The organism is Lacticaseibacillus salsurae (assembly GCF_045862175.1).
GTDB lineage: Bacteria > Bacillota > Bacilli > Lactobacillales > Lactobacillaceae > Lacticaseibacillus > Lacticaseibacillus salsurae.
This window is the reverse complement of record NZ_BAAFZI010000008.1, coordinates 25192-48802: the sequence shown is the minus strand read 5'-3', so window position 1 is coordinate 48802 and position 23611 is coordinate 25192. Positions and strand designations below refer to the sequence as shown.

Below are 23611 nucleotides of genomic sequence, written 5' to 3'. Positions count from 1 at the left end.
GGAGCTTGCCAATGTTTGATCGACGATTATTGGCGCTATCAGGCGCCAAAAAATTATTACTTCAATTGTTCATGTTGACCGTGTTAGAAGCCTTGGCCATCATCGCCCAAGCATTTGGTTTGGCGCAAGCGATCGTGTTGTTGTGGCACGGCCAAGCCTTGGCGCAAGTGGCAACGTTTGTATTGGTATTTGCGTTGGCTTATGGTGTGCGGCAAGTGACCACTTTTGCCCGCGAAAGCCTCAGCCAAGCGTTTGCGCAAGTCCAAAGTGACCAACTGCTTACCAAGTTGTTGCACAAGTTGTTCCGTTTAGGACCGTCAACTGTCGCCCAAATCGGTAGCGGCTCGGTAGTCACCCAACTCTTAGCTGGCAGTACTGAGATCGAAGCGTATTTGGCGCTGACATTTAATAAATTAGTACCGCTATTGGTGATCCCGATAGCGGTATTTGTCGCGGTCAGTATCCAGTCGTTGAAGTCTGGCATCGCCTTGTTGTTATTGTTTCCAGTGATCATCGGCTTCATGGTGATTTTAGGTTTAGCCGCAAAAGACCGCGCTAATGTGCAATATGCCGGCTTTGCCAAGTTGACCAATCACTTTCAAGATGCCTTGCGCGGCATGGCGTCTTTAGACGGGTTAGGGGTCAAAGATTACGATCAGCGCGTGTATTCAGTGTCGGAACGCTTTCGCAAACAAACCATGAGTGTGTTAAAAGTGGCGATGTTGTCTGGATTTGCGATGGATTTTTTTGCCACGTTAGCGATCGCGGTGGTGGCGGTATTTTTAGGACTGGATCTGTTAGCCGGGCGCGTCACGTTATTGCCGGCACTGCTGAGTTTGATCTTGGCGCCGGAATACTTTATGCCGATCCGGGCATTTGGTGCTGATTATCACGCGACGTTAAATGGTAAAACTGCTTTTGAAGCGACTTGGGCGCTACTGGCGCAACCAGAACCTAAAGTTGCAAGCCAACCGGTATTGCCTTGGAATGCCAACGCCCAAATGCAGGTGCAGGACTTAACGGTCCATTACGGTGACCAGCAAGCCTCGTCGCAGGTGACTTTCAAGCTTTCTGGCTTTCAAAAAGTCGCGATCATCGGCGCAAGCGGTTCTGGCAAAACCACTTTGCTGAATACGTTAGCCGGCTTTTTGACGCCAAAAAGCGGCATGATCGATTTAAATGGGACGTTGCTGGAAACGTTCAACCAAGCCGATTGGCAACAGCAGATCAGCTATATTCCCCAAACGCCATACATTTTTGCTGATACCATTGCGGCAAATTTAAAGTTTTATCACCCAAACGCCACTGACGACCAAGTGGCCCAAGCCGCGGATCAAGCGGGGTTGCAAGATTTCTTGGCGACCTTACCAGAAGGTTTACAAACGCGCATCGGTGCGGGTGGGCGCGGGATCTCAGGCGGGCAAGCGCAACGCATCGCCTTAGCGCGCACGTTGCTCGATGCCAAGCGGGCAGTGTGGTTATTTGATGAACCCACGGCGCATTTGGATATCGAAACTGAACTGGCCCTGAAAAACACCATGACGCCGTTGTTCGACCAGCATTTGGTGATCATGGCGACGCATCGCTTGCACTGGTTGTCCGTGATGGATCTGGTGTTGGTGATGGCGCATGGTCAGCTGGTGGCAGCAGGCACGCCAAGCGACTTGGCGCAACACTCTCAGGCCTTTCAACAATTGGTCCAAACGCTTGGAGGTGAGCTTCATGCACCAAAATAATTGGGTCCGCTTGGCGATGCATCAATATCGCCGCCAAGCACTGCTGGCGATCGCTTTGGCAACACTGACAGCGATCAGCGCGGCATTGTTGATGTTTACCAGTGGCTATTTGATCGATTTTGCTGCGCGCATGCCGGTATTTGCGGCGATCTATGTGCCAGTGGTGTTGACGCGGCTATTTGGCATCACCCGGCCAGTGGCGCAATATTTAGAACGCTTGGTCAGCCACAACTGGGTCTTGCATTATACCAGCGTGTTGCGGCAACAATTGTTTCGCAAACTCCAAGTCAAAAGTGCCCGGCCAGTTGGCGAAGGCATGGCATTATTGGCTGAAGATGTCGGCAAACTGCAAAACTATTTCTTGCGCAGTTTACTGCCGACCATTGTTGCTGGCGTCTTGGCAGTGATCTTGAGTTTGCTGGCTGGGTATTTTGCCTGGCAAGATGTGTTCGTCATGGCGTTATTGGCTGCGGGACAACTGGCGGGCTTGCCGATCGCCTTTAAATTGCGCCAGACTGCCACCATCCACGCGGCCGATCAGGCGCTCCATCAAGCTTATGTTGGCGTCGATGATGCGATCTTAGGCCAACGCGATTGGGTGTTGAGCCATTCAGAAGCTGGCTTTGTCGCCACTGCGTCTAACGCTTGGCAAGATTATCAACGCTTGCATACACACTTGACGCGCCAAACACAGTTGCGGCAGTTGCTCAGCCAGCTTTGGTTTTTGTTATTGCCACTGGTGTTATTGGTATGGGCCAGCGCGCACTTGACCCAAGCGCCGAGTTTAGCCAACTGGGTCGGCGCAGTGGTATTGGTGATCTTTCCGCTGGCAGAGCCCTTGATGGCTGGCGGCGATGGGGTGGTGTCTATGGTCGGCGATGATGCCAAGTTTGAGCGCCTGCAAGCGCTGGACCAAACGCCACTGGTACAAACCGCGACGAAGCCTTGGCCGACTGAGTTTCACACGTTGCAAATCGATCACGTTGGGTTTACTTATCCCAAAGCTGAGCAGGCGATTTTGAAATCCATTTCCTTTAACGTGACGCGCGGGCAAAAAGTGGCGATCTTAGGCACCAGCGGCGTGGGAAAAACCACGCTATTGGATCTGTTGCAAGGTCAACTAACGCCAACGAAAGGCCAGATCACTGTTGACGGCGTGCCGATCTCGACTTATCAAGACCAACAGCATCCAGCGTTTAGTGTGTTGCCACAAGCGCCATTTTTGTTCAACACGTCGATCAAAGCCAATTTGTTGTTGGCCAAGCCCAACGCTTCTGACGAAGAATTGTGGCAGGTGTTGACTCAAGTGAAACTCGCTGATTTGGTGCGCAACTTGCCGCAAGGGCTTGAGACGCCGATCCAAGAAGCAGGGTTGAGTTTGTCTGGTGGGGAAAAACAGCGCGTGGCCATCGCGCAAATTTTAGTGCAACAGCAGCCGCTGGTGATTTTAGATGAACCGACAGTGGGACTAGATCCGGTATTGGAACGCGATTTGTTGGCCACGATTTTTGACGTATTACAAAAGCAAACAGTGATTTGGGTGACGCATCATTTGCAAGGGGTGCAAGCGATGGACCAAGTGGTATTTATCGCTTCAGGCCAGGTCAAACGCCTAGGCAATCCGCAAACGCTGCTGGCAACAGATCCTGATTATCAAGCACTGATCAACTTAGATTCGGGGTGGGCATCATGGATGCACGATTAAGCGCGATTCAAGCCAAGTTATTGGCGCATGTGAAATTAGAAGCACCACCAGTTGAAGCCTTGGTCAAAGCCCAGATCCAAGCTGGCGGTAAAATGTTGCGCGCCCAGCTGTTGTTGGATTTTGCTGACTTTGGCCAATCTAATGAGACCCAAGTGATCACTGCTGCCGCGGCGATCGAGGCCTTGCATTTGGCGACTTTGTTGCATGATGACGTGCTTGACGACGCCAAGTTGCGTCGCAGTGAGCCGACCATTGCCCCAATTGCTGGCAATCGTGCGGCGATTTATGCTGGCGATTTTATGTTTGCCGTGTATTTTAAGTTGCTGGCGGAAACCGCTCTCTCGCTGACGCCACAAGCCCAAGTGATGCAGGCGATTTTTATGGGCGAACTGGCGCAAAACTTTGCCCCTAAAGCCGTTGACGTGGCCACTTATTTGCGTCAGATCACTGGCAAGTCCGCGGCATTATTTGGCTTGGCCACAGAAGTTGGGGCGACGTTAGGCCAAGTGGACCCCAAGCTTGCTGGTGAATTTGGACGCAACTTGGGGATGAGTTTTCAAATCGTGGATGATGTGTTGGATTTCACCGGCACGAATGCCCAATTGCAAAAGCCGATCGACCAAGATCTCAAAAATGGTGTGTATTCGTTGCCGATTATTTATGCGTTGGCTGCAAGTGATGAGCAACTGGCCGCGATGCTTGCGCAAAGCGATCAGCGAAGCCAGGCTTTTGCTGAGATCAAGCGCCTTGGCGTCCCGCCAGCACAACAATTGGCGATCACGTATCAACAACAGGCCATGAAGGCTTTGGAAGCTTTTCCCAGTGGTCCGAATAAAAATCACTTAACGGCGATCGCTGAATTGGTCTTAACGCGAAACAGGTGAAGTAGGATGAGTCGAGCAGATTTTATTGAATTAGTTGAATTGAAAGCCAAAGCCGCGTCGGTATTTCCGTGTTTGCTTGGCACCTTGTACGCTTGGTGGCATACGCAACGCTTGGATCTGGTGGCGCTGGTAGGCTTTTTTGTGGCAATGTTGTTGTTTAACATGGCGGTGGATGCCAATGATAATTATCAAGACTTCAAGCGCAGCGATTCTGACAGTTTCCGCCAAAAAACCAATATCATTGGCAGACGGCATTTGGATCCGCACCTCATTTGGCAATTGATCGTTAGCTTCATGGTGGTGTCTGGGGCTATCGGGGTATGGCTAACGATCCGCTGCGGCTGGCCTGTGATGGTATTAGGGTTATTCAGTTTTGCAGTGGGGTATGGTTATGCCGGCGGGCCGCGTCCGATTTCCGGTACCCCGTTTGGTGAATTCTTCTCCGGTTTCACGATGGGGTTTGTGATCTGGCTGATCGCAGTGTGGATCAATGCGCAACAATTGCCGCTAGTTTCAGTGTTTATCGCCAGCGGCTTGGCGCAATGTGCCATCGCCGCATTGCTGTTGGCGAATAATATTGCGGATTTTGATGAAGATATTGTCCTCAAGCGGCGCACAATCGTGTATTATTTAGGCAGACGCCGCGCGATGATCGGATTGTTTGGGTTATATGCAGGCGGCTTTATTCTGGTCGTGATCGCTGTGCTTTTCAAAATGTTGCCTTGGCCGTGTTTGCTCAGCCTGGCTGCAGCGATCCCAGTATGGCGTAACACGCGTGCGTTTGCCCAACAGCCAGTCAAAACCAAAACCTTCAAGTTGATTGTGTCGAATTTGTTGCTGATTTTGCTCAGCTTGACGGTTGGTTTTGGCATCGGGGTGATCGTGGCGTGAGATAGGAGGATTCCATGCATTATTTGCACAATATCTCGATTCGACGGTTTGCTAAACGCGATTTGGAACAATTCGCCCAAACCGTTGGCCCACAAATTACTGGGGCAGCTTTAAACTTGGCGGTGATCACTGATACGCATGATCGCACTCAGCTGTCGCGCACTTTTTATGGTCCGAACGGTTATTGGCATGTGCAAGAACAGCATTGGCTCACCAATGAACTGCCTATCGACTGGCGCGTGCATTTAGGCGACATGGTCGACGGCTCAGAACCGGCAGTGCTGACGATGTGGCGCTTGCGCAACATGATCAATGATTATGCCGCTGACAGTGTGCCATTTGTGATCGCGCGCGGCAATCATGATGATAATGACAAATATGCCGAGAAGAATCGCCGCTTTGCCGGATCGTTTCATCCGTGGGTCTATCATGACTTGGTTTGGGAAAAAATGGCCCAGCAAGTCGGCGGCCCTAGTGTGTCTCGCCATGGCTTAAGTGTCTTTGATCATGGCAACGTGCGCGTGATCACGTTAAACACGTCAGATGTGCCGGTAAAATGGATTGCCGGGCGCAAGAATTACGATATCAAGAAAAATCTCGCCGTTACCGCGGCGCAACTGCAAGAATTGGCTGATGCGCTTAAAGGCGCCGATGATCGCGATGTTTTGATCTTAGCCCATGCGCCGGCGATGACGCGGCCCAACAAACCTGGTTTGCGCTATAACGCCAAGCCGTTGCATGAACTGTTGCGGGCATTCAATGAAGGCCTTAAAGGCGTGTTGAATTGTGGCAATCATCCAGATTTTGGCGGGTTGGTCAGTTTTGATTTTTCCGCTAATGCTGGCAAGATCATCGCTTATGTGGCTGGACATTGGCATGTGGAAGAAGACTTTTCTGTCAACGGCATCCATTACAGCTTGTTGAACAATTCGGCGCTGATGGGCTGGAGCCACGGCTTGACCACGCGTTACAACCGCAAGTGGCACCGCCGGATCAATGATCCTAGTGAGTATGCTGGGTATGTGATCTCTGTGGATACCAACGCGCGGCGCTTGCGGATCTTCGGTTATGGGGCCGCCACACCTAAACGCGTCTTTGCTTATTAAAAAAACGTTAAGCCCAAACTTTTTTTCCGTCGATGAGTCCGTTATCGGCGGTTTTTTGATGCGCAAAGCCTTGTCCCACATGGGTTTGTCTGAAGAAAGGCCGGCGTCAAAAAATAACGAAATAAATTTCTAGGAAGCGCTTGCAAAACCGTTTGGACGATGATATACTTTAGTCAAGGTTAAGGAAGGGATATGAAAGCCAAGTATCAGCATTAAGTTCCATGTACCTGCTCGAAAGTGCAACATGCAGTTCAACACAACGATTAGAGTACGGTCTTAACTCAGCACCACCAGTAACGAACAGTTCCACCAAGCACCATAAAGGTAGATTCCGTGTCAGTAACACAGTTCCATCGTAACAGTATCTGAATAACATGGAGGCGCAAGTCTAATAACAAGACTTTACGATCCAAGCGAAACCATGAGTTTCCAATAGATGTTCTCAGGTGCCAATTGTCACCAAACTGAGCCAGGTTAAATGGCCACATCAAGTAACTAAACACTCGTCGGTTTCGTACAAGTGAATAGCTTCAGAAAGCAAAGGTAAAGTAACATTCTAGATAATAACGCAGTCACTTCATATTCATCCTTAACCTAAGGGCTTCGAATCGTTAAGTATACGATTTGAAGCCTATTTTTGTGACTTCAATCAATGGCTTCCAAGGATCTGAAAGCCTGCGCCTGAAAATCACTGCCATCAGTAAAATTTAAGTTAAGAATGCGTCGCTAACGCGGTGAGTTGCGGCGTTTTTTTGAGCAAAACCTTGGCTGTGTTATAATTCGTCATGAAACCGTCATATGGCGAAATGAGTAGGAGACTGAAAAGATGTCAGAGAATCAAAGTTTTACCCCAGTGCTGTTAGGCAGTGACATGAATGTGTACGGAATGGCGCGTTCGTTTCACGAGCTCACTGGGCAAGTTGTCGATGTTTATGCCAAAGTGCAATTAGCACCGACGCGCTTTTCCAAAATCGTAAATGTGCATTTGATCCCGGATTTCGATTCCGACCCCACTTTCATCGAACACATGAATGAGATCGCCAAACAGTATCAAGATCAAGCCGGTAAGGTGATCTTGATCGCATGTGGGGATGGCTATGCAGAACTGGTATCCAAGCACAAACCAGAATTGGAAAAAACTTTCATCTGCCCTTATGTGGACTATGACTTATTAAAGCGCCTGAACTCTAAGGAAAGCTTTTATCAAGTGTGTGACGAATATGATCTGCCGTATCCTAAAACCAAGATCATTACCAAAGCCATGTATGAATCAGACGCGCAGATCTCCACGCCGTTTGCTTTTCCAGTGGCATTAAAGCCGACCAACTCAGTGGAATGGTTGTTGATCCATTTTGAAGGCCGCAAGAAAGCCTTCACCATTCACTCACAAGTCGAACTCAACACCATCATTGCCAAGATCTATGACAATGGCTACACCAGCGATTTGATCTTGCAAGATTTCGTGCCAGGTGATGACTCGCATATGCGCGTGTTAAACGCCTATGTGGATCAAAACCACAAAGTCAAAATGATGTGCTTGGGCCATCCGTTATTGGAAGACCCAACACCAGCTGCGATCGGCAATTATGTGGCGATCATCCCAGAATATAACCAAGATTTATACGACCGCATGCAAAAGTTCTTGGAAGCCATCAAGTTCACCGGTTTTGCCAACTTTGACATGAAGTACGATGAACGCGATCACAGCTTCAAGTTATTTGAAATCAACATTCGCCAAGGCCGCTCAAGCTTTTTTGTCACGTTGAATGGCTACAACTTGGCACAATGGCCAGTTAAAGACTACATTACTGGTGAACTCGCTGACGCGCCAACGGTTTATGGCAACCAAGATGCGACCAAGCATCAGTTGTGGCTAGGCGTACCCAACTCTGTGTTCAAGACTTACGCCAAGGACAATGAATACAAGCAACAAGCTTTGCAGTTGTTAAAAGCCGGCCGCTATGGCACGACGGTATTTTACAACAAGGACATGTCCTTGAAGCGTTGGGTTTTGATGAAGTATATGTTCCACAACTACATCGGCCGCTACAAGCAGTTCTTCGCCGAAAACAAAGGCGACGCTTAATCGACTCGGCACGAAAACCTGCGGGCTACGGCAAAAAGCGCTCCGGCGGGCTGGTCATGGAACGCCATGGCGCTCGTCGGAGCTAACTCGCAAAAACCGCGAGTGGATCTCCTTCTCGCTGGGCTCTAAGCGGTAAACCGCTAAGACCCCCACGGCTGATGACCAGCCCGCCTCCGCGCTTTTTGCCTCCGCCTGCAGCTTTTCTCCGTTAGTGGTAGTAGTTGATAGCGCGGGATATTTTACGACTTGAGAAGTTTAAGCTTTTAGTTTTTCTGGGCGGGCAGTTATCATTGATCGAGCTGATTTGCACTAGTAGGTTATGCATACTAGTGACGACCCCCGTCACAGTGCTGTCACGTTGCAGGCGGCGTCGGAATCGTAGGGCGTTTGAATTTGGAGCGGAGGTTGGTTGGGCCGACATCGTGAGATTGCCGTTAGCGATTTATCGCTTACGGCAAGCCGCAGGGAAAGATCCGGCGGGTGGGGAGCGTCGCGAGACATCCCGGCTAGCTTTGCCGAGGACCCTCACCATGTCGGCCCAACCAACCGGAGTCCCAAATTCAAACGCCCGGGCGCCCAACTCGAAGCGCCTGGACGCAGCGGTGTAAGCTCTTGCATTTTCGTGGTACAGGCGGGTATAATGATATTTGTTAGGACAACCTAAAATAGGAGGCATCACCATGGCGACTGAAGAAGACTTTGAAGTTGAATCCATGCACTACAACCGCTTATTGCTGGCGGTCGACGACGATGACGACGACTCCTCGCGCAAAGCATTCAACTATGCTTGCACGCTGGCCAAGATCTATGCGATCCCGTTAGGCATTGTGTCGGTTTTGGAAACTGGTGACTTAAATATTTATCAATCTCTGTCACCTGACTTGTTAAGTAGCCGGCGCAGCGATATTGCATCGCATTTAAATACCTATGTGGAAAAAGCCCAAGCCTTTGGCGCCCAAGATGTGCAGCCTTTGATCGGTGAAGGCAAACCGGCGCATGTGATCTTAGACGAGATCTTGCCGGCATTCAAGCCGGATTTGATCATTTTAGGGTCACACATTCGGCGCGGGAAGTTACACATCGGCCATGTTGCTGGTGAAATCGTCCGCGAAGCTGAAGCCAGCGTCATCATCGTCCGCTGATCGTTATCAACCAGCGAAGACATCAAGCGATTTTAAGGCGCCTTGGGGTCACGATTCGTTATTGGATCGCGGTTCCAAGGCGTTTGCTTTTGGAATGGAGGCAAGCATGCAGTATCAACAAGTTGAGATCGGCCAAGTGATCAAGCGCATCAGTCGCTTCACCGTGGAAGTGGCGCTACATGGCGAAACGGTGTTGGCGCATTTATCAAACACTGGTCGCAATAAAGAATTGTTGGTGCCAGGCCATGACATCAGCATCAAAAAAGCGGCCAACCCTGAGCGTAAAACGCCTTTTGACATTTTGGCGGTGGCACGCGATGGGCGTTGGATCAATATCGACAGCCTTGCGCCGAATCGGGTGGTCAACGCCGCGTTGCGGGATGGCAGTTTGGTGTTACCAGGCTTGCAAGAACCGCTAGTGGTGCATCCAGAAACCACTTGGCGCGATTCGCGGCTAGATTTTGCCGGCGTTGATGCTAATGGCCGGCAGTGGTTTGCCGAAACCAAAGGGGTGACGCTAGCCAATGGCGCACATGCGGCGTTTCCAGACGCCCCGACTACCCGCGGGTTAAAACATGTGCACACCTTGACCTTGGCACAACAAGCAGGGTTTGCCAGTTACTTGATTTTTGTGGTGCAACTGCCGAAAATTGCCGACATGACGATCTATAAAGACCGCTTTGCTGAGCTGGCACCGGCGATCACGAATGCCAAAGCGGCGGGTGTGCAAGTGTTGGCCATCGGCTGTGATGTCGGGCCTGAACATATCGACTTGGCGGCGCCGATTTTGTTTGATGAAAATCTGTCTTTTAAAGAAATTGACCCAGGTTAAAAGTTGCGTTTCATTGGCTGCCACTTGTATAATGTAAGTGGTGGCAAAGTGGTGATAAGGGAGTGTTCACCATGAAGAAAGTAATCTTGGGGTTAATGTTGATCATTGGGGGGATCGTTGGTTTTCAAGCGCGGCCAGTTGCGGCGGCGGTGAAGATCACCAGCACCAGCATTACGTCTAAAGTCGATGTCCCGTTGAATTTGAAAAGCTTAGTTAAAACCAATTATGCCAGTAACAAGATCCAATCCGTCACGTTGACCACTGCCGCGCCAGTATTGGCGGCGCCACAGCGCTTGACCATCGGGGTGAAAGTTGCCGCGACTGATAAATCAGTGGCGACGAAAACTTTGACGTTGAACGTTGTCGCGAATTCGGCGTTGAAACAACGCGCCAATATGATCTACTTTTTGCAATCGGCAGTGCCTTATATTAAAGGCAGCATGGCTGTCACCAAAGCGCCAGCCCTCACGGCGCAAACTTGGGGCGGAAATGTCATCTTTTCTGGGACTGATCATCAAAACACTGAGTTTATTGGGCATAACCCAGGCGTTTTCGTCCAAAATAAGCTCTTGAAGATCGGCAGTGCGATCAAAGTAACTGACGCCAACAACCGCGCGTTCGTTTACCATGTGGACAAACTGGCAGTGGTGAACCCGCTGGGCTACACCAAAGCTGGCGTTGACTTGTATCCAAGCATCACCGCGCGTGGTACGACGGAGCGCATCGTGTTACAAAGTTCCGTGAATGCAACCGATAAATTGATCGTATTTGCGCACTGAATCAGGTAAAATAAGGTTATTCGGAGGTTTCATATGGCGAAGCATAAAGCAAACAAAGGCCGCGTGTGGCTAGTGCGCGTGTTATTGACCATCGGCTTGTTGGTCGGATTGGCGTTGGTATTTAATGAACAGATCAAGTTATTTGTGGTCGATCACTTATCCCAGCGCACGATGCAAACCATCGACGTGAAATCAGTCAAAAAAAATGAGAAATCTGAAGGCAATTTTGATTTCAAGTCGGTTAAAGCCCTTGACGTCCAACACGTCGCCAAAGCCGCCACGACAGCCAATTACCGCAATGCCATTGGGAAGATCGCGATCCCAGCTGTCAACATGCGCTTGCCGATCCTAAAAGGCTTGTCCAATGAGAACTTGTCCACAGGCGGCGGCACCATGAAGCCAGATCAAGTGATGGGTCAAGGCAACTACGCCTTAGCCGGACACTACATGACCAACCAAGGCATTTTGTTTTCGCCATTGAAAAACGTCCAAGTCGGAGACAAATTGTATTTGACCGATATGTCAAAAGTCTACACGTACACGGTCACGACCAAAACCACTGTTGATGAAACGCAAGTCCAATGGATCAATGATGTCGCCGGCAAAAAGCTGGTCACCTTGGTCACGTGTGCGTCGCCAACAGAAGGCGAAACCAATCGGATCATTGTGCAAGGCAACTTAACGCAAACCACGGATGCCACCAAATCCGCTTTGAAAGTCTTTGACTGATCTATTGTTGAATCAAAGGCCGGAGTAAAAGGCTCTTGTCAATCAGATCCCGTAAACCGGAGATCTCTTTGACAGAAGCCTTTTTTAGTTCGTTAGATGATTTTGAAAGGTGGTTCACGTTGGGGGAGGAGCGTATATGCCGCCGTGTTGTCGTCTTAAGCAGTTGACGTTGCAAGTGCTTTTAAGCGTGGTAAAATATAGACAGAGAAAAGATCACCTAAGTGGTGCACAGATGGCGATGCTCCTGCCAGAGCATTGCTATTTTTGTGTCTAAATACAAGAGGCTGCTACCGCTGCTAAAGCTGTTGAGTTGTGGTCTTCGAAACAGGTATTGCGACAACGGTGCTGGATTTTTCAGGATCAGCGCGGTCAATGGTATAATAAAATCCGATAAGGAGGGTTCAGATGACATACGAAAAGTTTCTGCGCAACACACCGGTACGCCGTGGGGTAGTATTGGCAACGGTGGTGTTGGTGTTGTGGTTGGCGCGCAGCATTATGAGCACTATTTTGTTGACGTTCATCTTTGCCTTCTTGGTGACGCGCGCGATCAACTTGGTGCGCAAATACGTCCATGTCCCTGCGGTGGTGGTCGTTGCGCCGTTGTATCTGTTGATCATTGCCGGTGTCAGTTATGCGGCAGTGCAGTACGTGCCAGAAATCGTCAAACAATCAGTTAGCTCATTTAATTCGGTGTTAGACTTCTACAATTCCGGGAGCTTTGAGCATAACACCACGATCCAATGGGTGCTCAAGTCCATCGACCAAATGAATTTGAAAACGCAAATTCAAAAGTGGCTCGGCGGTATTTTGGAATATGTCGGCTCCATCGGTGCCATGGGTGTGACCTTCTTGTTGTCGCTGCTACTCAGTTTCTTCTTCACGGTGGAAATCGATTCCTTAAAGAAATTTGGGAACATGTTCTTGCGTTCGCCATTCGGCTGGTATTTTGCCGACCTGAAGTTCTTTGCCGATAAATTCATCGATACCTTCGGGGTGGTGATCGAAGCGCAGATCGTGATCGCTTTTGTGAACACCACGATCACGACCATCACCTTGATCTTTATGAAAATGCCGAACATCCCCACGTTAGCGTTGATGGTGTTCATCTTGTCGCTGATCCCAGTAGCTGGCGCGTTTATTTCCACGATCCCACTGGCGATCATTGCCTTTACAGTCGATGGCATGCAAGGCGTCATCACCATCATCATCATGATCTTGGCGATCCACGCGTTGGAAGCATATGTGCTTAATCCTAAATTCATGTCCAGTCGTACCAAGTTGCCTGCATTTTTCACTTTTGTGGTGCTGTTGCTAGGCGAAGAGCTGTTTGGGACTTGGGGGTTGATCGTCGGGATCCCGATTTTCACCTTCTTGTTAGATATCATCGGCGTCAAAAAAATCGAAGACGACTAAAAAAGCCTGCGTTGTCCACTGTGGATAACGCAGGCTTTCGTTTTATCTGGGGATAACTTTCAGAAATGAAACGCCAGATCTTCATCATTTGGTGCAAAAGTGGATAAAGTTGTGAGTTGTTGCACCAAAAAACTCACCATCACCAGGCATCAGCTTAGTGTTTGCGTAAAATGCTGACGAATTTCAAGATCAACGTGATCCCGCCGCCAAACAGGCCAAAGTCTGCGGCGATATGAATGCCGCCCCATAATGTTGATGTGTCCACTAAAGTTTGTAAGGTCATGGAATTCACGTAAACAATGAAGTAAATGACACTGAGGACGAAAATCGTCGTGACCGCGATGTAAAACTTGCGCATAGCAACCTCCTGACATGGGTACATTTACGTCGGGTATCCGAAATATTGTACCGTGTCCGCTTACATCATAGCAAATTTTTTATTGTGTGTGTTGAGATTAGACTGACAAGACGTGGCATGTTATAGTGAACATACGTTGCACGGGAGGGGCCGAGATGAATGTGACCCGATTTGTTAAGTTTTTTGAAATGGATCAACAGCAACAATTTAACGATTTGAGCATTGCAGTATTTCGTGAATATACGGATTAGGAGGGCAAAATAATGTCACAAGAGATTAAGATGGATTGGAGTCAAAGTGTGCTTAACCAAATTGATGAAATTTCCATAAATGATGCCCAGCATACTTCTATCCGTGAAAAGCAAACGCAAGCTAAAAAGGCTGTTCAGAATCTCCTGAAAGATGAACAAGTTCGCAAAGCGGTAGAACTCTTGGCCGCAGAATAAAGTTCAAAATAAGCCTAGTGCTTATTTTTTTTGCACGGACGAAGCTAAGATTTCAAATAAGATGGCCAAAAAGCTCTGAAACCACCCAAGTTAAAAATAAGAACTCTCCAAATCTTCCGAACGAAATTTAATTCTAAAGATGAAGTATTGCACCACAAGCGCATGAAACACTGGATTTTCGAGTTGAATCATCTCATCGTAGGAGGGACATTCAACTATGTTTTTTTTCAGAAATGCGGTATCATAAGATGATACTAAAAATATTAAGCGAGGTAATCTCTAGATGGCTAAATTAGTGCTTATCCGTCACGGTCAAAGTGAATGGAATTTGTCTAACCAGTTCACTGGCTGGGTCGACGTTAACTTAAGCGACAAAGGTGTTGAAGAAGCAAAGGCAGCTGGTCGTAAGATCAAAGAAGCTGGCCTTGAATTCGACCAAGCGTACACTTCTGTTTTGACCCGTGCGATCAAGACGTTGCATTTTGCACTTGAAGAATCCGATCAACTTTGGGTTCCTGAAACCAAGACTTGGCGCTTGAACGAACGCCACTACGGCGCTTTACAAGGCCAAAACAAGGCTGAAGCTGCTAAAAAGTGGGGCGACGAACAAGTTCATATCTGGCGTCGTTCTTACGACACTTTGCCACCATTATTGAGCGCCGACGACGAAGGCTCTGCAGCCCAAGACCGTCGTTACGCCAACTTGGACCCACGCATCGTGCCAGGTGGTGAAAACCTTAAAGTTACCCTCGAACGCGTTATTCCTTTCTGGGAAGACCATATTGCCCCTGACTTGTTAGCCGGCAAGAACGTCATCATCGCCGCTCATGGTAACTCCTTGCGCGCTTTGACTAAGTACATCGAAAACATTTCTGACGAAGATATCATCAACTTGGAAATGGCTACCGGCGAACCTGTTGTCTACACTTTCAACGACAAGTTGGAAGTTCAAGACAAGACTAAGCTTGGCAAGTAATTCAATAATTTGACTCTTTGAGCCAGATGCCACGTCTGCTTAATTGCAGGCGTGTTTTTTTTAATTATGAATATAATCTTGGAGGAATATTGTTCATGGCATTGTTATATTTAGCGTTGATGACGGTTTGCATCATCGTTGGCATTCCGCTGTTAGTGACCAAACAAGGGAAAATGAAACGAGTCGCTGTGATCATTTTGCTATTGGGGAGTTTGTTTATGGTATTAGGGATCAAAGCAGCAGACGCGGCGAGTTATGCGGATGATTCAAGTTTAGCTGACGACACCCAAGATGATGATTCTGATGACGTTGATGATGAATTTATAGACGATAGCGACGCCGATGCCCAAAGCGACTCAATTGCCAGTAGTGAATCCGCTGAAAGTGAGTCTATTGCCGAAAGCGAATCAGTCGCTAGTCGTGAATCGGCTGCTAGTGCGTCATCAGCTAGTCAAGCTGAAACTGATCGCATCGCCGCATCTGAAAGCCAAGCCGCCAGTGCCAGCGTCGAAGCCACTCACCAAGCAGGCGCGTATTCAGATCCACGGCCAGCCCAAGCGCCAAGCACGCCGCATTATGATTATGCGCCAGTACCAGATACGGCCCAAAGTGAAACGGTTTACGTCAGCGCCGCGATCCCTGGACGCTATCACAAAGATCCTAATTGCCGTGGGTTGCAACGTTACGGCGGCGCCCAAGCGATGACTTTGGCGCAAGCACAAGCCAAAGGGTATCAAGCTTTTTGTGCGTATGAACGGTATGAATAAGGGGGAAGGCATCTGCTGAGGCAGGTGCTTTTTGACTGAGTTAGCAACAATTCCTAAGAAACTTAAAAACGCACGAAAGTTTACGCATGCTGACTGGCAGACCACTTCTTTCCGGGGTAAACTAAAAGATGAAGGAAGCGACTGCCATGTCCAAAATTCAGCTGATCCATGATCAAGATTATGCCAAAGCAACTGCTACTGGGATCGTAGTGGTCGATTTTCGGATGGATTTTTGTCCTGGATGTGAGCGCATGGATGCGGTGTTGACGCACTTAGCTCAGCTGCCAGAAAATCACGCCATCCGCTTTGTGGCGCTGTCGATCAATCAAGATTTCCGAGTCGCTGAAGCCATTGGCGTCAAAAGTGCGCCGACTGTTTTGGTGAAGCAAAATGGACAGATCATCGGCCACTTTTTTGGAGCGCAACCAGCTAGCCGCGTGCAAGCGTTGCTCGATCATGCTCAACAGGAGGTGGCGGCCAATGTTTGAAATCGCAATGGGCATGGGACGCATTACCCGCATGATGGGTCGGCGCATGTTGATGCGCGGTCGCTTTAGCAGCTTAGGTGGCAGCGGTGTGTTGGTCGTCGTGATCTTATTGGTGATTTGGCTTTGGTGGCGGCGCAGTGCTCAAAACAGCGATAAACCGGCGCGGGGGATCGCAGTATCGCCGATCGATGAACAGTTGGCGGAACAATTTTCGACGCTATTTTATCAAGTGCAAACGGCGCGCTTGGATCAAGACCTTGACGCTTTAGCCCAACACGCCACCGCCGCTTGCTTGCATCGCCTGCAACACCAACTTGAGCAATGGGCGCATGCCGGCAAAACATTGCACATGGACGGCTTGGTGATCGTCGATACGCAAAGTGGCCAAGGCGACGCGGAACACCCAAAAGTGGTGGTCACTGCCCAATCCAAAACCTATTTCACAATCGAAAGTCGGACGCCGCGAGCAAATGCGGCCACGCGCGATGATGCGTTGATCACGCGCTTTACGGAAGTGTGGTCGCTGGCTTATGCCGAAGATGGCCGTTTGTTGGTGACTGATATTTCGGCATGGTGAGCAAATAAAAGACCTTTGTCGAGTAGCCCCTAGAATTTCTAGGCGCTGCTTGGCAAAGGTCTTTTGACATCAGTTTGGAATTTTGTTAGTCATTTTTAAGCCGGGCATATTGGTTTTCATCATGATATCCATCTGCCAGCAACGCTGCTTCGCGCAAACGCGCTTCTAAGGTGAAACCAGCTTTTTGGGCGACGTGATTGGAAGGAACATTGTCGATGGCGGCGCGGATCACTAAACGATTCAGATCATAATCGACAAACCCTAACGCACACATCCCAGAAACTGCGCGGTGCATGACGTTTAAGCCTTGAAATTCAGTACCGAGCCAGTAGCCGATGTCAGCTTGATGATTCAAATGATCCAAGTGGTTAAAGCTGATCATGCCAGCGACGGCATCCCCATAATGGATCACGGCGTTCAAGCTTACTCCTGAAGCAATGCGTTTAAGGTCTGCCGTCAAGTTTTCGGTTTCATCTTCGATGCAGTTAACGTTTGCGACCCAAGGCAAGAATGCGCCTAAAGTTTCCCGATCTTGATCGATCAAAGCAAACAGCGGGGCAGCATCAACGTGTGGTTGTGGGAGTGCCAAAGATATTTCATCATCGATTCGGTAAGTAAACATAGTCAGCCTTCTTCTTGAAAGATAGGCTAAGTGTAGCATAGCCATTGACATCTGACACCATTATGCGAGAATGGAAATTAAAATTTGGTGAAACATTTTCACAGAAAGCTCGTGACTGCATGCCCATTCGTCGTATGGAAGCTAAAGATAATCAAGCCGTTGCTGCGTTGATCCGCAGTTGTTTGAAAGCCGCTGAGCTGGATCAGCCAGGCACGGCGTATTATGATCCGCAATTAGATGATCTTTACGGCTTTTACACCGCCAATACCAAGCGCGGCTATTGGGTGTTGGTCGACGACTTGGATCAAGTGTTGGCGGGGTGCGGGTTTGCCGAATATCAAGGCGACACCGCTGAATTGCAAAAACTCTACGTCAATCCGGAAACGCGCGGACACGGCGCAGCCCATCAATTGATGGCCCAAGTTGAAGCTGGTGCTAAAGCAGCGGGCTACACCCAATTGTATTTAGAGACCCATCACAATTTGCAAGCGGCGATCCAGCTTTACACCCATACCCATTGGACGCCGCTGGCTGGTCCGATGCATGCTGGCCCGCACACCACGATGGATCATTTCTTCGTCAAAACCCTGTAACGCAAAAAAAGTCGCCTCCAAGCGGAGACGACTTTTCATTTGGCTAGGCTTAAACTAACAAGGCTTGCAAAGCGCCAGCTAACAACCCGCCGGCGATCGGCCCGCAAATCGGCACCCAAGCGTAACCCCAATTGGCGTCAGACTTGTTTGGCACTGGTAAAATCGAATAAGCCAACCTTGGCGCAAAATCACGCGCTGGGTTGATGGCGAACCCAGTGGTCCCACCAAGTGTTTGGCCAACGACGGTGATCAACAAACCGACGATCAATGGCTTCAACCCTTTGGTGAAATCGCCTAGGTTCAACAACGTGAAGATAAAGAAGAACGTGGCAATGGTTTCGCTTAAAAAGTTGAACAATGGATTAGCAATTGCCGGTCCAGTGGCAAAAATGCCCACGTTATTGCCTTCTTGCGGCGTTTTGGCGGCTTTGAAATGTGGGTAATATTGAATCATGACGATCACCGCACCGACAAATGCGCCTAAGAATTGCCCTAGCAAATAAGGGAGCACTTCATGCCATGGGAAAAAGCCAAATGCTGCAAAGCCCAAGGTCACGGCTGGGTTCAAATGACCTGCTGCGCCAAATTGGCCAGCAACATACACCCCAAAAGTCACGGCCAAACCCCAGGCCAAGGAAATAAAGGTCCAGTTTTGTTTATTGGAGTAGGTGCCTTTAAGGCTGTTGCCAGCCCCGCTGCCGACCCCAAAAACGATCAACACCATGGTGCCGAGAAATTCACCTAAAAATCCGTTCATGACGGTCTCCTCCTTATTTGATCACCAAAGGGTTCAATTGCTTTTCCACATCTGCCAAGCTGACGCTGGCTTCAAGTAAAGTCGCGGCAGTATAGGCGCCTTCGATCAAGGCAGTATCATATAAGTGCACCGGCTTTTCTGCCATTTCAATGGCCATGTCCAAGTTCATTTTCGCAGAACCCAGATCATAAAAGGCCAACAGTTCATCCGCCGTATTGGCTTCAAAAGCTTCAGTGATTTTGGCCATGCTGGTGCCGATATCGCCGTCATCTGTGCCGCCAGCATGGGTGATACTGATATGTGGTGCCACTTGGCTGAGCAATTTCGGCAATCCAGCGGCGATTTCTGGGACATGAGACACGATCACGATGCCATAACTCATAGCGCGCCCTCCGTTTCCAGTAAGGCTTGGAACAAATACCCGGTACTTTGCGCGCCTGGGTCAATGTGGCCGATGCCGCGTTCGCCAAGATAAGCAGCGCGGCCTTTTTTGGCAACTAATGGTTCAGTCGTGGCCACGGCGTCATCGATCACGCTTTGGCTCAAGGTGCCGTCATGAACGGCCTGGACCAAAGGCGTCCAGGCATCGACCATGGTTTTATCGCCAACTTGCGCGCCGCCGCGTTTGATCACGCCAGCTAATGCCGCATCTAATAATGTTGGCAAGTCAGCAGAATTTATCGCCGCTTTGGCCATTTCCAAAAACGCCGTGCCATATAATGGGCCGCTGGCACCGCCGACTTTGGAGATCAAGGCCATGGCAGTGGCTTTAAAGACGCCAGCCAAGTCCAAATCAGGTTTGGCTTTTAAAGCTGCTGTCATAGCATCCATGCCGCGGGCCATATTATTGCCGTGATCGGCATCCCCGATCGGCGTATCCAAATCAGATAAGTGCGCTTTGTTGGCGTCGATCAACGCCGCAAAGTGTTCCAACCACAAACGAGCAGTTTCACGAGTTAACATATAATGCCTTCTTTCTTACCAAGCGATCGTTTCAACTGGCGCTTGCAAGGCTTTGAGCCATTGCGGATCGGCCAATTCAAAAATGGTCAAGCTGATGCCGGCCATGTCGATGGAAGTCATCAAGTTGCCGACTTTTGAAAATACTGGGGTGATATTTTTTTCAGCCAAAGCGTTAAACAAGTCATGGCTGAAAATGTATTGTTCCATTAAAGGTGTGGCGCCCATGCCATTGACTAACACGGCATATTGCTTCTTGGCGTCTAAATGCAAGGAATCATCAAGCTTAGCCAGCAGTTCTCCGACTAGCGCTTTGCTTGGTTGCAGTTTTTCGCGGCGATAGCCAGGTTCAGAATGAATGCCCACGCCATATTCGATTTCATCTTCAGCTAATGTAAAGCCAGGCTTACCAGCTTCTGGTACGGTGGCGGCAGACAAAGCCACGGCAATGGTGTTGATATGTGGCAAAACTGCTTTGGCGAGTTTGGATAAGTCTTCTAGGCTAGCCCCGTTTTGGGCGGCGTTGCCGAGGATCTTATGCATAAAGATCGTTCCGGCCACCCCGCGGCGACCTTGCGTATACAGAGAATTTTCCACCGCAATATCATCATCGACGACGATCGAGGCAACTTTGATGTCATCCATTTCCGCCATATCTTTGGCCATGTCGAAGTTCATCACGTCGCCAGAGTAGTTTTTGACTACCATAAAGACCCCACGGCCTTGGTCGGTGGCTTTAATGGCGGCATAGATCTGATCTGGTGTCGGCGAGGTGAAGACTTGCCCACATACTGCCGCAGACAACATGCCTTTGCCGACAAACCCAGCGTGGGTCGGTTCGTGGCCAGAGCCGCCTCCTGAAATGACGGCAACTTTGCCTTTCATTGAGTCTTTATCCGTCCGGACAACGGCGGTGGTGTCAGGGATCTGTTCAAGAATTTGAGGATATGCGCGCACCAATCCGTCGACCATTTCTGGGACTACTGCTGCAGGATCATTGATGATTTTTTTCATCGGTATCACATTCCTTTCTATTTTGAAACACCTTAATTATAACGCGTTGCCTGCAAACGTTGCCAGCACAAAGCAGTGAGTGATGATGCCTTAAACGGCATGGTGAAAAGGCTACCGGCGTTTTGAATGAATTTGGAGAAATTAAAAAAACAAGCCGTTGAGCTTGTTTTTGTCACAATTTTCAATTGTTCGGCGGGTCAAATCAAGATCCCAGCCAAATGGTCGCATTCATGTTGGATGATCTGCGCAAAGAAATCGCTGAATTGGCGCGTTTGGGGGTGCCATTGTTCATCTAAATATTGCACCGTGATCTCGCGATAGCGGGTGCACGCGCGCTCACCAGTTAACGATAAGCAGCCTTCTGTGGTGTCAAACGGATCAGATTTTGCAATGATCCGTGGATTGATCAACACCATGTCGACGACGCCCATTGAGGCAATGATCATCGCGCGATTGACGCCGATCATATTGGCGGCCATGCCGACACACGCTTGGCGATGCGCCGCCAGCGTGTCATGCAGATCCGCGATCAGCGCTTGATCTTTTGGTGTGGCCGGCTTGGCTTGTTGACTTAAGCTTAGCGGGTCGTGGTTGATAGGGCGAATCATGAAGGTACCTCCAATGGTTTGATTGATTTGATTATACACGTGAAAGCCATGAGAAAACGAGAAGCTCCTCAGAAAAGCCAATATCAAAATAATGATCAGGGGAAACAACGCCAGCGTATGGTTCGGAAATTTAGCGATTTTATAAAAATAAGGCCGATTAATATCCATTTTGTGCGACTAATTCACGAAAATGTGAGGCTTCTCTCACAACTATTGTCCTGCTTTTTAAATTCCGCTAGGCTTGCCACAAAGACAAGACTAATGGAGGATACCATGAAGCAATCGACACAACAACCTGCTGGCGCGCTTTTTGTCACGATCGTCGGCATCGTGTTGGCGATCATTTTTGCCGCCAGCACGGCATATTCCGGCATGAAAGCCGGCTTAACTGTGGCCGCCGGCATTCCTGGGGCGATCATCGGCTCTGGGTTAGTCAAAGCATTCGCCCACGCCCAAGGGATGCGAGGCAAGAACTTGATCCAAGGCATGTCTAGCGGCGGCGAATCCATTGCCAGTGGCATGATCTATGTGGTGCCAGCGATCATTTTGATCGGCGGCAAGGTGAATTTCTTTGTTGGCATTGCCGTCGGGGCGTTGGCGGTGCTGTTTGCCGTTGGCGTCGCTAGCATCGTGGAACATTATATGGTAGTGGAACAAGATGGCCAATTGGCTTACCCAGAATCTCAAGCCATCGCCACGGCTTTGACGGCTGGCGACGGGAATCGCGATTCTTTGACCAAAATGGCTTGGGGCTTTGGCGTCGGTGGTATTTTGACGGCGTTATCGACGCAAGTGTTAGGCTGGGTCAACACCACGATGACTTTTTTTGGCAATGCGAGCTATCGGTGGAAATTTGCGTTAGAAGTCAATCCGATGCTTGCTGGGATCGGTTTTGTGGTGGGTTTAGAAGTGTCGGTGACCATGTTTGCCGGTAGTTTGCTCGCTAACTTTGGCATCACCCCGCTGGTGGCTTACTTTGCGCATATGGCAGGCGACTCGGCCACAGTGTGGAATGCCGAAGCGGCGGTCAACGCCTTAAGTGTGGACGCATTAGCTGGCGCGTATTCCAAATATATTGGTGCGGGGATGATGCTTTGTGGCGGTTTGATCGGGGCGTTGAAGTTATTGCCGGTGATCCAAACTTCCTTAAAGCAAACCTTGCACGCCAAAGACGCCTCGCAAAAAGACACCTTGGGATTGATCGGCTTGGCGGTGGCGGCGGTAGGCATCTTTGCCGTCGGCTTGCTGGTCGCTGATAACTTGTGGCTGGTGCTGATATCCGGTTTGTTATCATTGGTTTTGGCGTTATTGTTTGTCATCGTCAGCGCTCGTATGGCTGGCACGATCGGCTGTTCCAATGCGCCGGTTTCTGGGATGACCATTGCCAGTTTGGTGATCATGACGTTGGTGTTTGTGCTGTGCGGTTGGAGTGACGGCCAACACACGCAATGGCTCTTGTTGTTTGGCGTTTTTATCGTCACGGCGATTTCCGTCGGTGGGGCCTACACTCAAACACAAAAAGTCAATTATTTGGTCAAAGGCGATCGCCAGCGGATGCAAAAATATTTTGTCATCGCCGCTTTAGTCGGCGTGGTGGTGGTGATCGGCACCATGAGTTTGTTGGCGCCGCAACTGGCAGTCACTGGTGCTAACCCACCATTTGGTTTACCGCAAGCCAACTTGATCGCCACGCTCACTGCCGGCATCATGTCTGGGCACTTGCCTTGGATCATGATCATTGTCGGCGCGGTGCTTGGTATCGTGTGCTGGTTGTTGAAGCTGCCAATCATGACAGTGGCGTTAGGGTTTTACTTGCCAATGGCCACCACCAGCGTGATTTTAGTGGGTGCTTTGTTGCGTTTGCTGGTGGAACACGCGTCTAAAGATGCCGCCTTAAAAAAGCGCCGCATCGACTCTGGGGTGTCATTGGCCAGTGGCTTGATCGCCGGTGGGTCTTTGATCGGGTTGATCGGCATTGGGTTGCAAGTGTCTGGCATCCTCACGCCAGGTCAACCGACTGGCAACGGTTTGGCCGCAGGGTTGTTGGTATTGATGAGTTTGGCGATGGTGGGGCCGCTTTTGCGTCTGCGCGCTGAGAAATAGTATAATTGGTTGGGTTTTTGAATAGGAGGAAGCACA

At 49.5% G+C, this 23611-nt stretch carries 25 protein-coding genes; 18 read left to right on the top strand and 7 right to left on the bottom strand.

Features of this window, described 5'->3' with window-relative positions:
- The first annotated feature begins 11 nt into the window (after positions 1-11).
- The 11 genes from cydD to ACKTSG_RS04475 all read left to right on the top strand — a co-directional run bounded on the left by cydD (position 12) and on the right by ACKTSG_RS04475 (position 13306).
- The gene (gene cydD / locus ACKTSG_RS04525) at positions 12-1736 is read left to right on the top strand and encodes a thiol reductant ABC exporter subunit CydD (RefSeq protein ID WP_407892378.1); all 1725 of its coding nucleotides are present in this window, start codon (positions 12-14) and stop codon (positions 1734-1736) included.
- Positions 1723-3441, top strand: a complete 1719-nt coding sequence (cydC, locus tag ACKTSG_RS04520) for a thiol reductant ABC exporter subunit CydC (RefSeq protein ID WP_407892376.1) — start codon at positions 1723-1725, stop codon at positions 3439-3441. Before cydD ends, cydC begins: the two co-directional genes overlap by 14 nt.
- Complete coding sequence (locus ACKTSG_RS04515; protein ID WP_407892374.1) at positions 3426-4325, top strand: polyprenyl synthetase family protein; 900 nt, start codon at positions 3426-3428, stop codon at positions 4323-4325. The genes cydC and ACKTSG_RS04515 overlap by 16 nt, the downstream gene beginning before the upstream one ends.
- Before the next feature lie 6 nt (positions 4326-4331).
- On the top strand, positions 4332-5216 hold the full coding sequence (locus tag ACKTSG_RS04510) for a 1,4-dihydroxy-2-naphthoate polyprenyltransferase (RefSeq protein WP_407892372.1): 885 nt from the start codon (positions 4332-4334) through the stop codon (positions 5214-5216).
- 14 nt (positions 5217-5230) lie between these two features.
- Positions 5231-6322, top strand: coding sequence for a metallophosphoesterase family protein (locus ACKTSG_RS04505; RefSeq protein WP_407892370.1), 1092 nt, complete (start codon positions 5231-5233; stop codon positions 6320-6322).
- 826 nt (positions 6323-7148) lie between these two features.
- Positions 7149-8408: a carboxylate--amine ligase gene (locus tag ACKTSG_RS04500; protein ID WP_407892368.1), complete on the top strand. Its 1260-nt coding sequence runs from the start codon at positions 7149-7151 to the stop codon at positions 8406-8408.
- Between the two features lie 680 nt (positions 8409-9088).
- A complete protein-coding gene (locus ACKTSG_RS04495) occupies positions 9089-9550 on the top strand; it encodes a universal stress protein (protein ID WP_407892366.1) in 462 nt (153 codons plus the stop codon).
- A gap of 106 nt (positions 9551-9656) precedes the next feature.
- Positions 9657-10382 (top strand): DNA/RNA nuclease SfsA, encoded by a 726-nt coding sequence (gene sfsA / locus ACKTSG_RS04490; RefSeq protein WP_407892364.1) that lies wholly within the window; start codon positions 9657-9659, stop codon positions 10380-10382.
- A gap of 71 nt (positions 10383-10453) precedes the next feature.
- Entirely contained in the window at positions 10454-11161 is a 708-nt protein-coding gene (locus ACKTSG_RS04485; RefSeq protein ID WP_407892362.1) for a sortase family protein, read from the top strand.
- Between the two features lie 33 nt (positions 11162-11194).
- Positions 11195-11890: a class A sortase gene (locus ACKTSG_RS04480; protein ID WP_407892360.1), complete on the top strand. Its 696-nt coding sequence runs from the start codon at positions 11195-11197 to the stop codon at positions 11888-11890.
- A gap of 405 nt (positions 11891-12295) precedes the next feature.
- On the top strand, positions 12296-13306 hold the full coding sequence (locus ACKTSG_RS04475; RefSeq protein ID WP_407892358.1) for an AI-2E family transporter: 1011 nt from the start codon (positions 12296-12298) through the stop codon (positions 13304-13306).
- Between the two features lie 154 nt (positions 13307-13460).
- Here ACKTSG_RS04475 and ACKTSG_RS04470 read toward each other — a convergent pair whose 3' ends face one another.
- Positions 13461-13664 carry a hypothetical protein gene (locus ACKTSG_RS04470; RefSeq protein WP_407892356.1) on the bottom strand — a complete coding sequence of 68 codons (204 nt, stop codon included), beginning with the start codon at positions 13662-13664 and terminating at the stop codon, positions 13461-13463.
- Positions 13665-13927: 263 nt separating this feature from the next.
- Between ACKTSG_RS04470 and ACKTSG_RS04465 the strand changes: the two genes are divergently transcribed.
- From ACKTSG_RS04465 to ACKTSG_RS04445, 5 genes are all read left to right on the top strand, one after another.
- Positions 13928-14110 (top strand): hypothetical protein, encoded by a 183-nt coding sequence (locus ACKTSG_RS04465; RefSeq protein WP_407892354.1) that lies wholly within the window; start codon positions 13928-13930, stop codon positions 14108-14110.
- Positions 14111-14393: 283 nt separating this feature from the next.
- Positions 14394-15086 (top strand): 2,3-diphosphoglycerate-dependent phosphoglycerate mutase, encoded by a 693-nt coding sequence (locus ACKTSG_RS04460; RefSeq protein WP_407892352.1) that lies wholly within the window; start codon positions 14394-14396, stop codon positions 15084-15086.
- A 95-nt stretch (positions 15087-15181) separates the two neighbouring features.
- Positions 15182-15853: a hypothetical protein gene (locus ACKTSG_RS04455; protein ID WP_407892350.1), complete on the top strand. Its 672-nt coding sequence runs from the start codon at positions 15182-15184 to the stop codon at positions 15851-15853.
- Between the two features lie 146 nt (positions 15854-15999).
- The gene (locus tag ACKTSG_RS04450; RefSeq protein WP_407892348.1) at positions 16000-16341 is read left to right on the top strand and encodes a thioredoxin family protein; all 342 of its coding nucleotides are present in this window, start codon (positions 16000-16002) and stop codon (positions 16339-16341) included.
- Positions 16334-16918, top strand: coding sequence for a Tim44 domain-containing protein (locus ACKTSG_RS04445; RefSeq protein ID WP_407892346.1), 585 nt, complete (start codon positions 16334-16336; stop codon positions 16916-16918). The genes ACKTSG_RS04450 and ACKTSG_RS04445 overlap by 8 nt, the downstream gene beginning before the upstream one ends.
- A gap of 85 nt (positions 16919-17003) precedes the next feature.
- On the opposite strand, the gene ACKTSG_RS04440 is transcribed toward ACKTSG_RS04445, so the two are convergent.
- On the bottom strand, positions 17004-17540 hold the full coding sequence (locus ACKTSG_RS04440) for a GNAT family N-acetyltransferase (protein ID WP_407892344.1): 537 nt from the start codon (positions 17538-17540) through the stop codon (positions 17004-17006).
- A gap of 119 nt (positions 17541-17659) precedes the next feature.
- On the opposite strand from ACKTSG_RS04440, the gene ACKTSG_RS04435 reads away from it, so the two are divergent.
- Positions 17660-18133 carry a GNAT family N-acetyltransferase gene (locus tag ACKTSG_RS04435; protein ID WP_407892342.1) on the top strand — a complete coding sequence of 158 codons (474 nt, stop codon included), beginning with the start codon at positions 17660-17662 and terminating at the stop codon, positions 18131-18133.
- Between the two features lie 49 nt (positions 18134-18182).
- Here the strand turns inward: ACKTSG_RS04435 and ACKTSG_RS04430 are convergent, their stop codons facing one another.
- From ACKTSG_RS04430 to ACKTSG_RS04410, 5 genes are all read right to left on the bottom strand, one after another.
- Positions 18183-18890: an MIP/aquaporin family protein gene (locus ACKTSG_RS04430; RefSeq protein ID WP_407892340.1), complete on the bottom strand. Its 708-nt coding sequence runs from the start codon at positions 18888-18890 to the stop codon at positions 18183-18185.
- A gap of 13 nt (positions 18891-18903) precedes the next feature.
- Positions 18904-19272, bottom strand: a complete 369-nt coding sequence (dhaM, locus tag ACKTSG_RS04425) for a dihydroxyacetone kinase phosphoryl donor subunit DhaM (protein WP_407892338.1) — start codon at positions 19270-19272, stop codon at positions 18904-18906.
- Positions 19269-19853 carry a dihydroxyacetone kinase subunit DhaL gene (dhaL, locus tag ACKTSG_RS04420; RefSeq protein ID WP_407892336.1) on the bottom strand — a complete coding sequence of 195 codons (585 nt, stop codon included), beginning with the start codon at positions 19851-19853 and terminating at the stop codon, positions 19269-19271. The genes dhaM and dhaL overlap by 4 nt, the downstream gene beginning before the upstream one ends.
- A 15-nt stretch (positions 19854-19868) precedes the next feature.
- Positions 19869-20864 (bottom strand): dihydroxyacetone kinase subunit DhaK, encoded by a 996-nt coding sequence (dhaK, locus tag ACKTSG_RS04415; protein WP_407892334.1) that lies wholly within the window; start codon positions 20862-20864, stop codon positions 19869-19871.
- 197 nt (positions 20865-21061) lie between these two features.
- Positions 21062-21472 carry a peptide deformylase gene (locus tag ACKTSG_RS04410; protein WP_407892332.1) on the bottom strand — a complete coding sequence of 137 codons (411 nt, stop codon included), beginning with the start codon at positions 21470-21472 and terminating at the stop codon, positions 21062-21064.
- 273 nt (positions 21473-21745) lie between these two features.
- Between ACKTSG_RS04410 and ACKTSG_RS04405 the strand changes: the two genes are divergently transcribed.
- Positions 21746-23575, top strand: a complete 1830-nt coding sequence (locus tag ACKTSG_RS04405; RefSeq protein WP_407892330.1) for an OPT family oligopeptide transporter — start codon at positions 21746-21748, stop codon at positions 23573-23575.
- Positions 23576-23611: the final 36 nt, after the last annotated feature.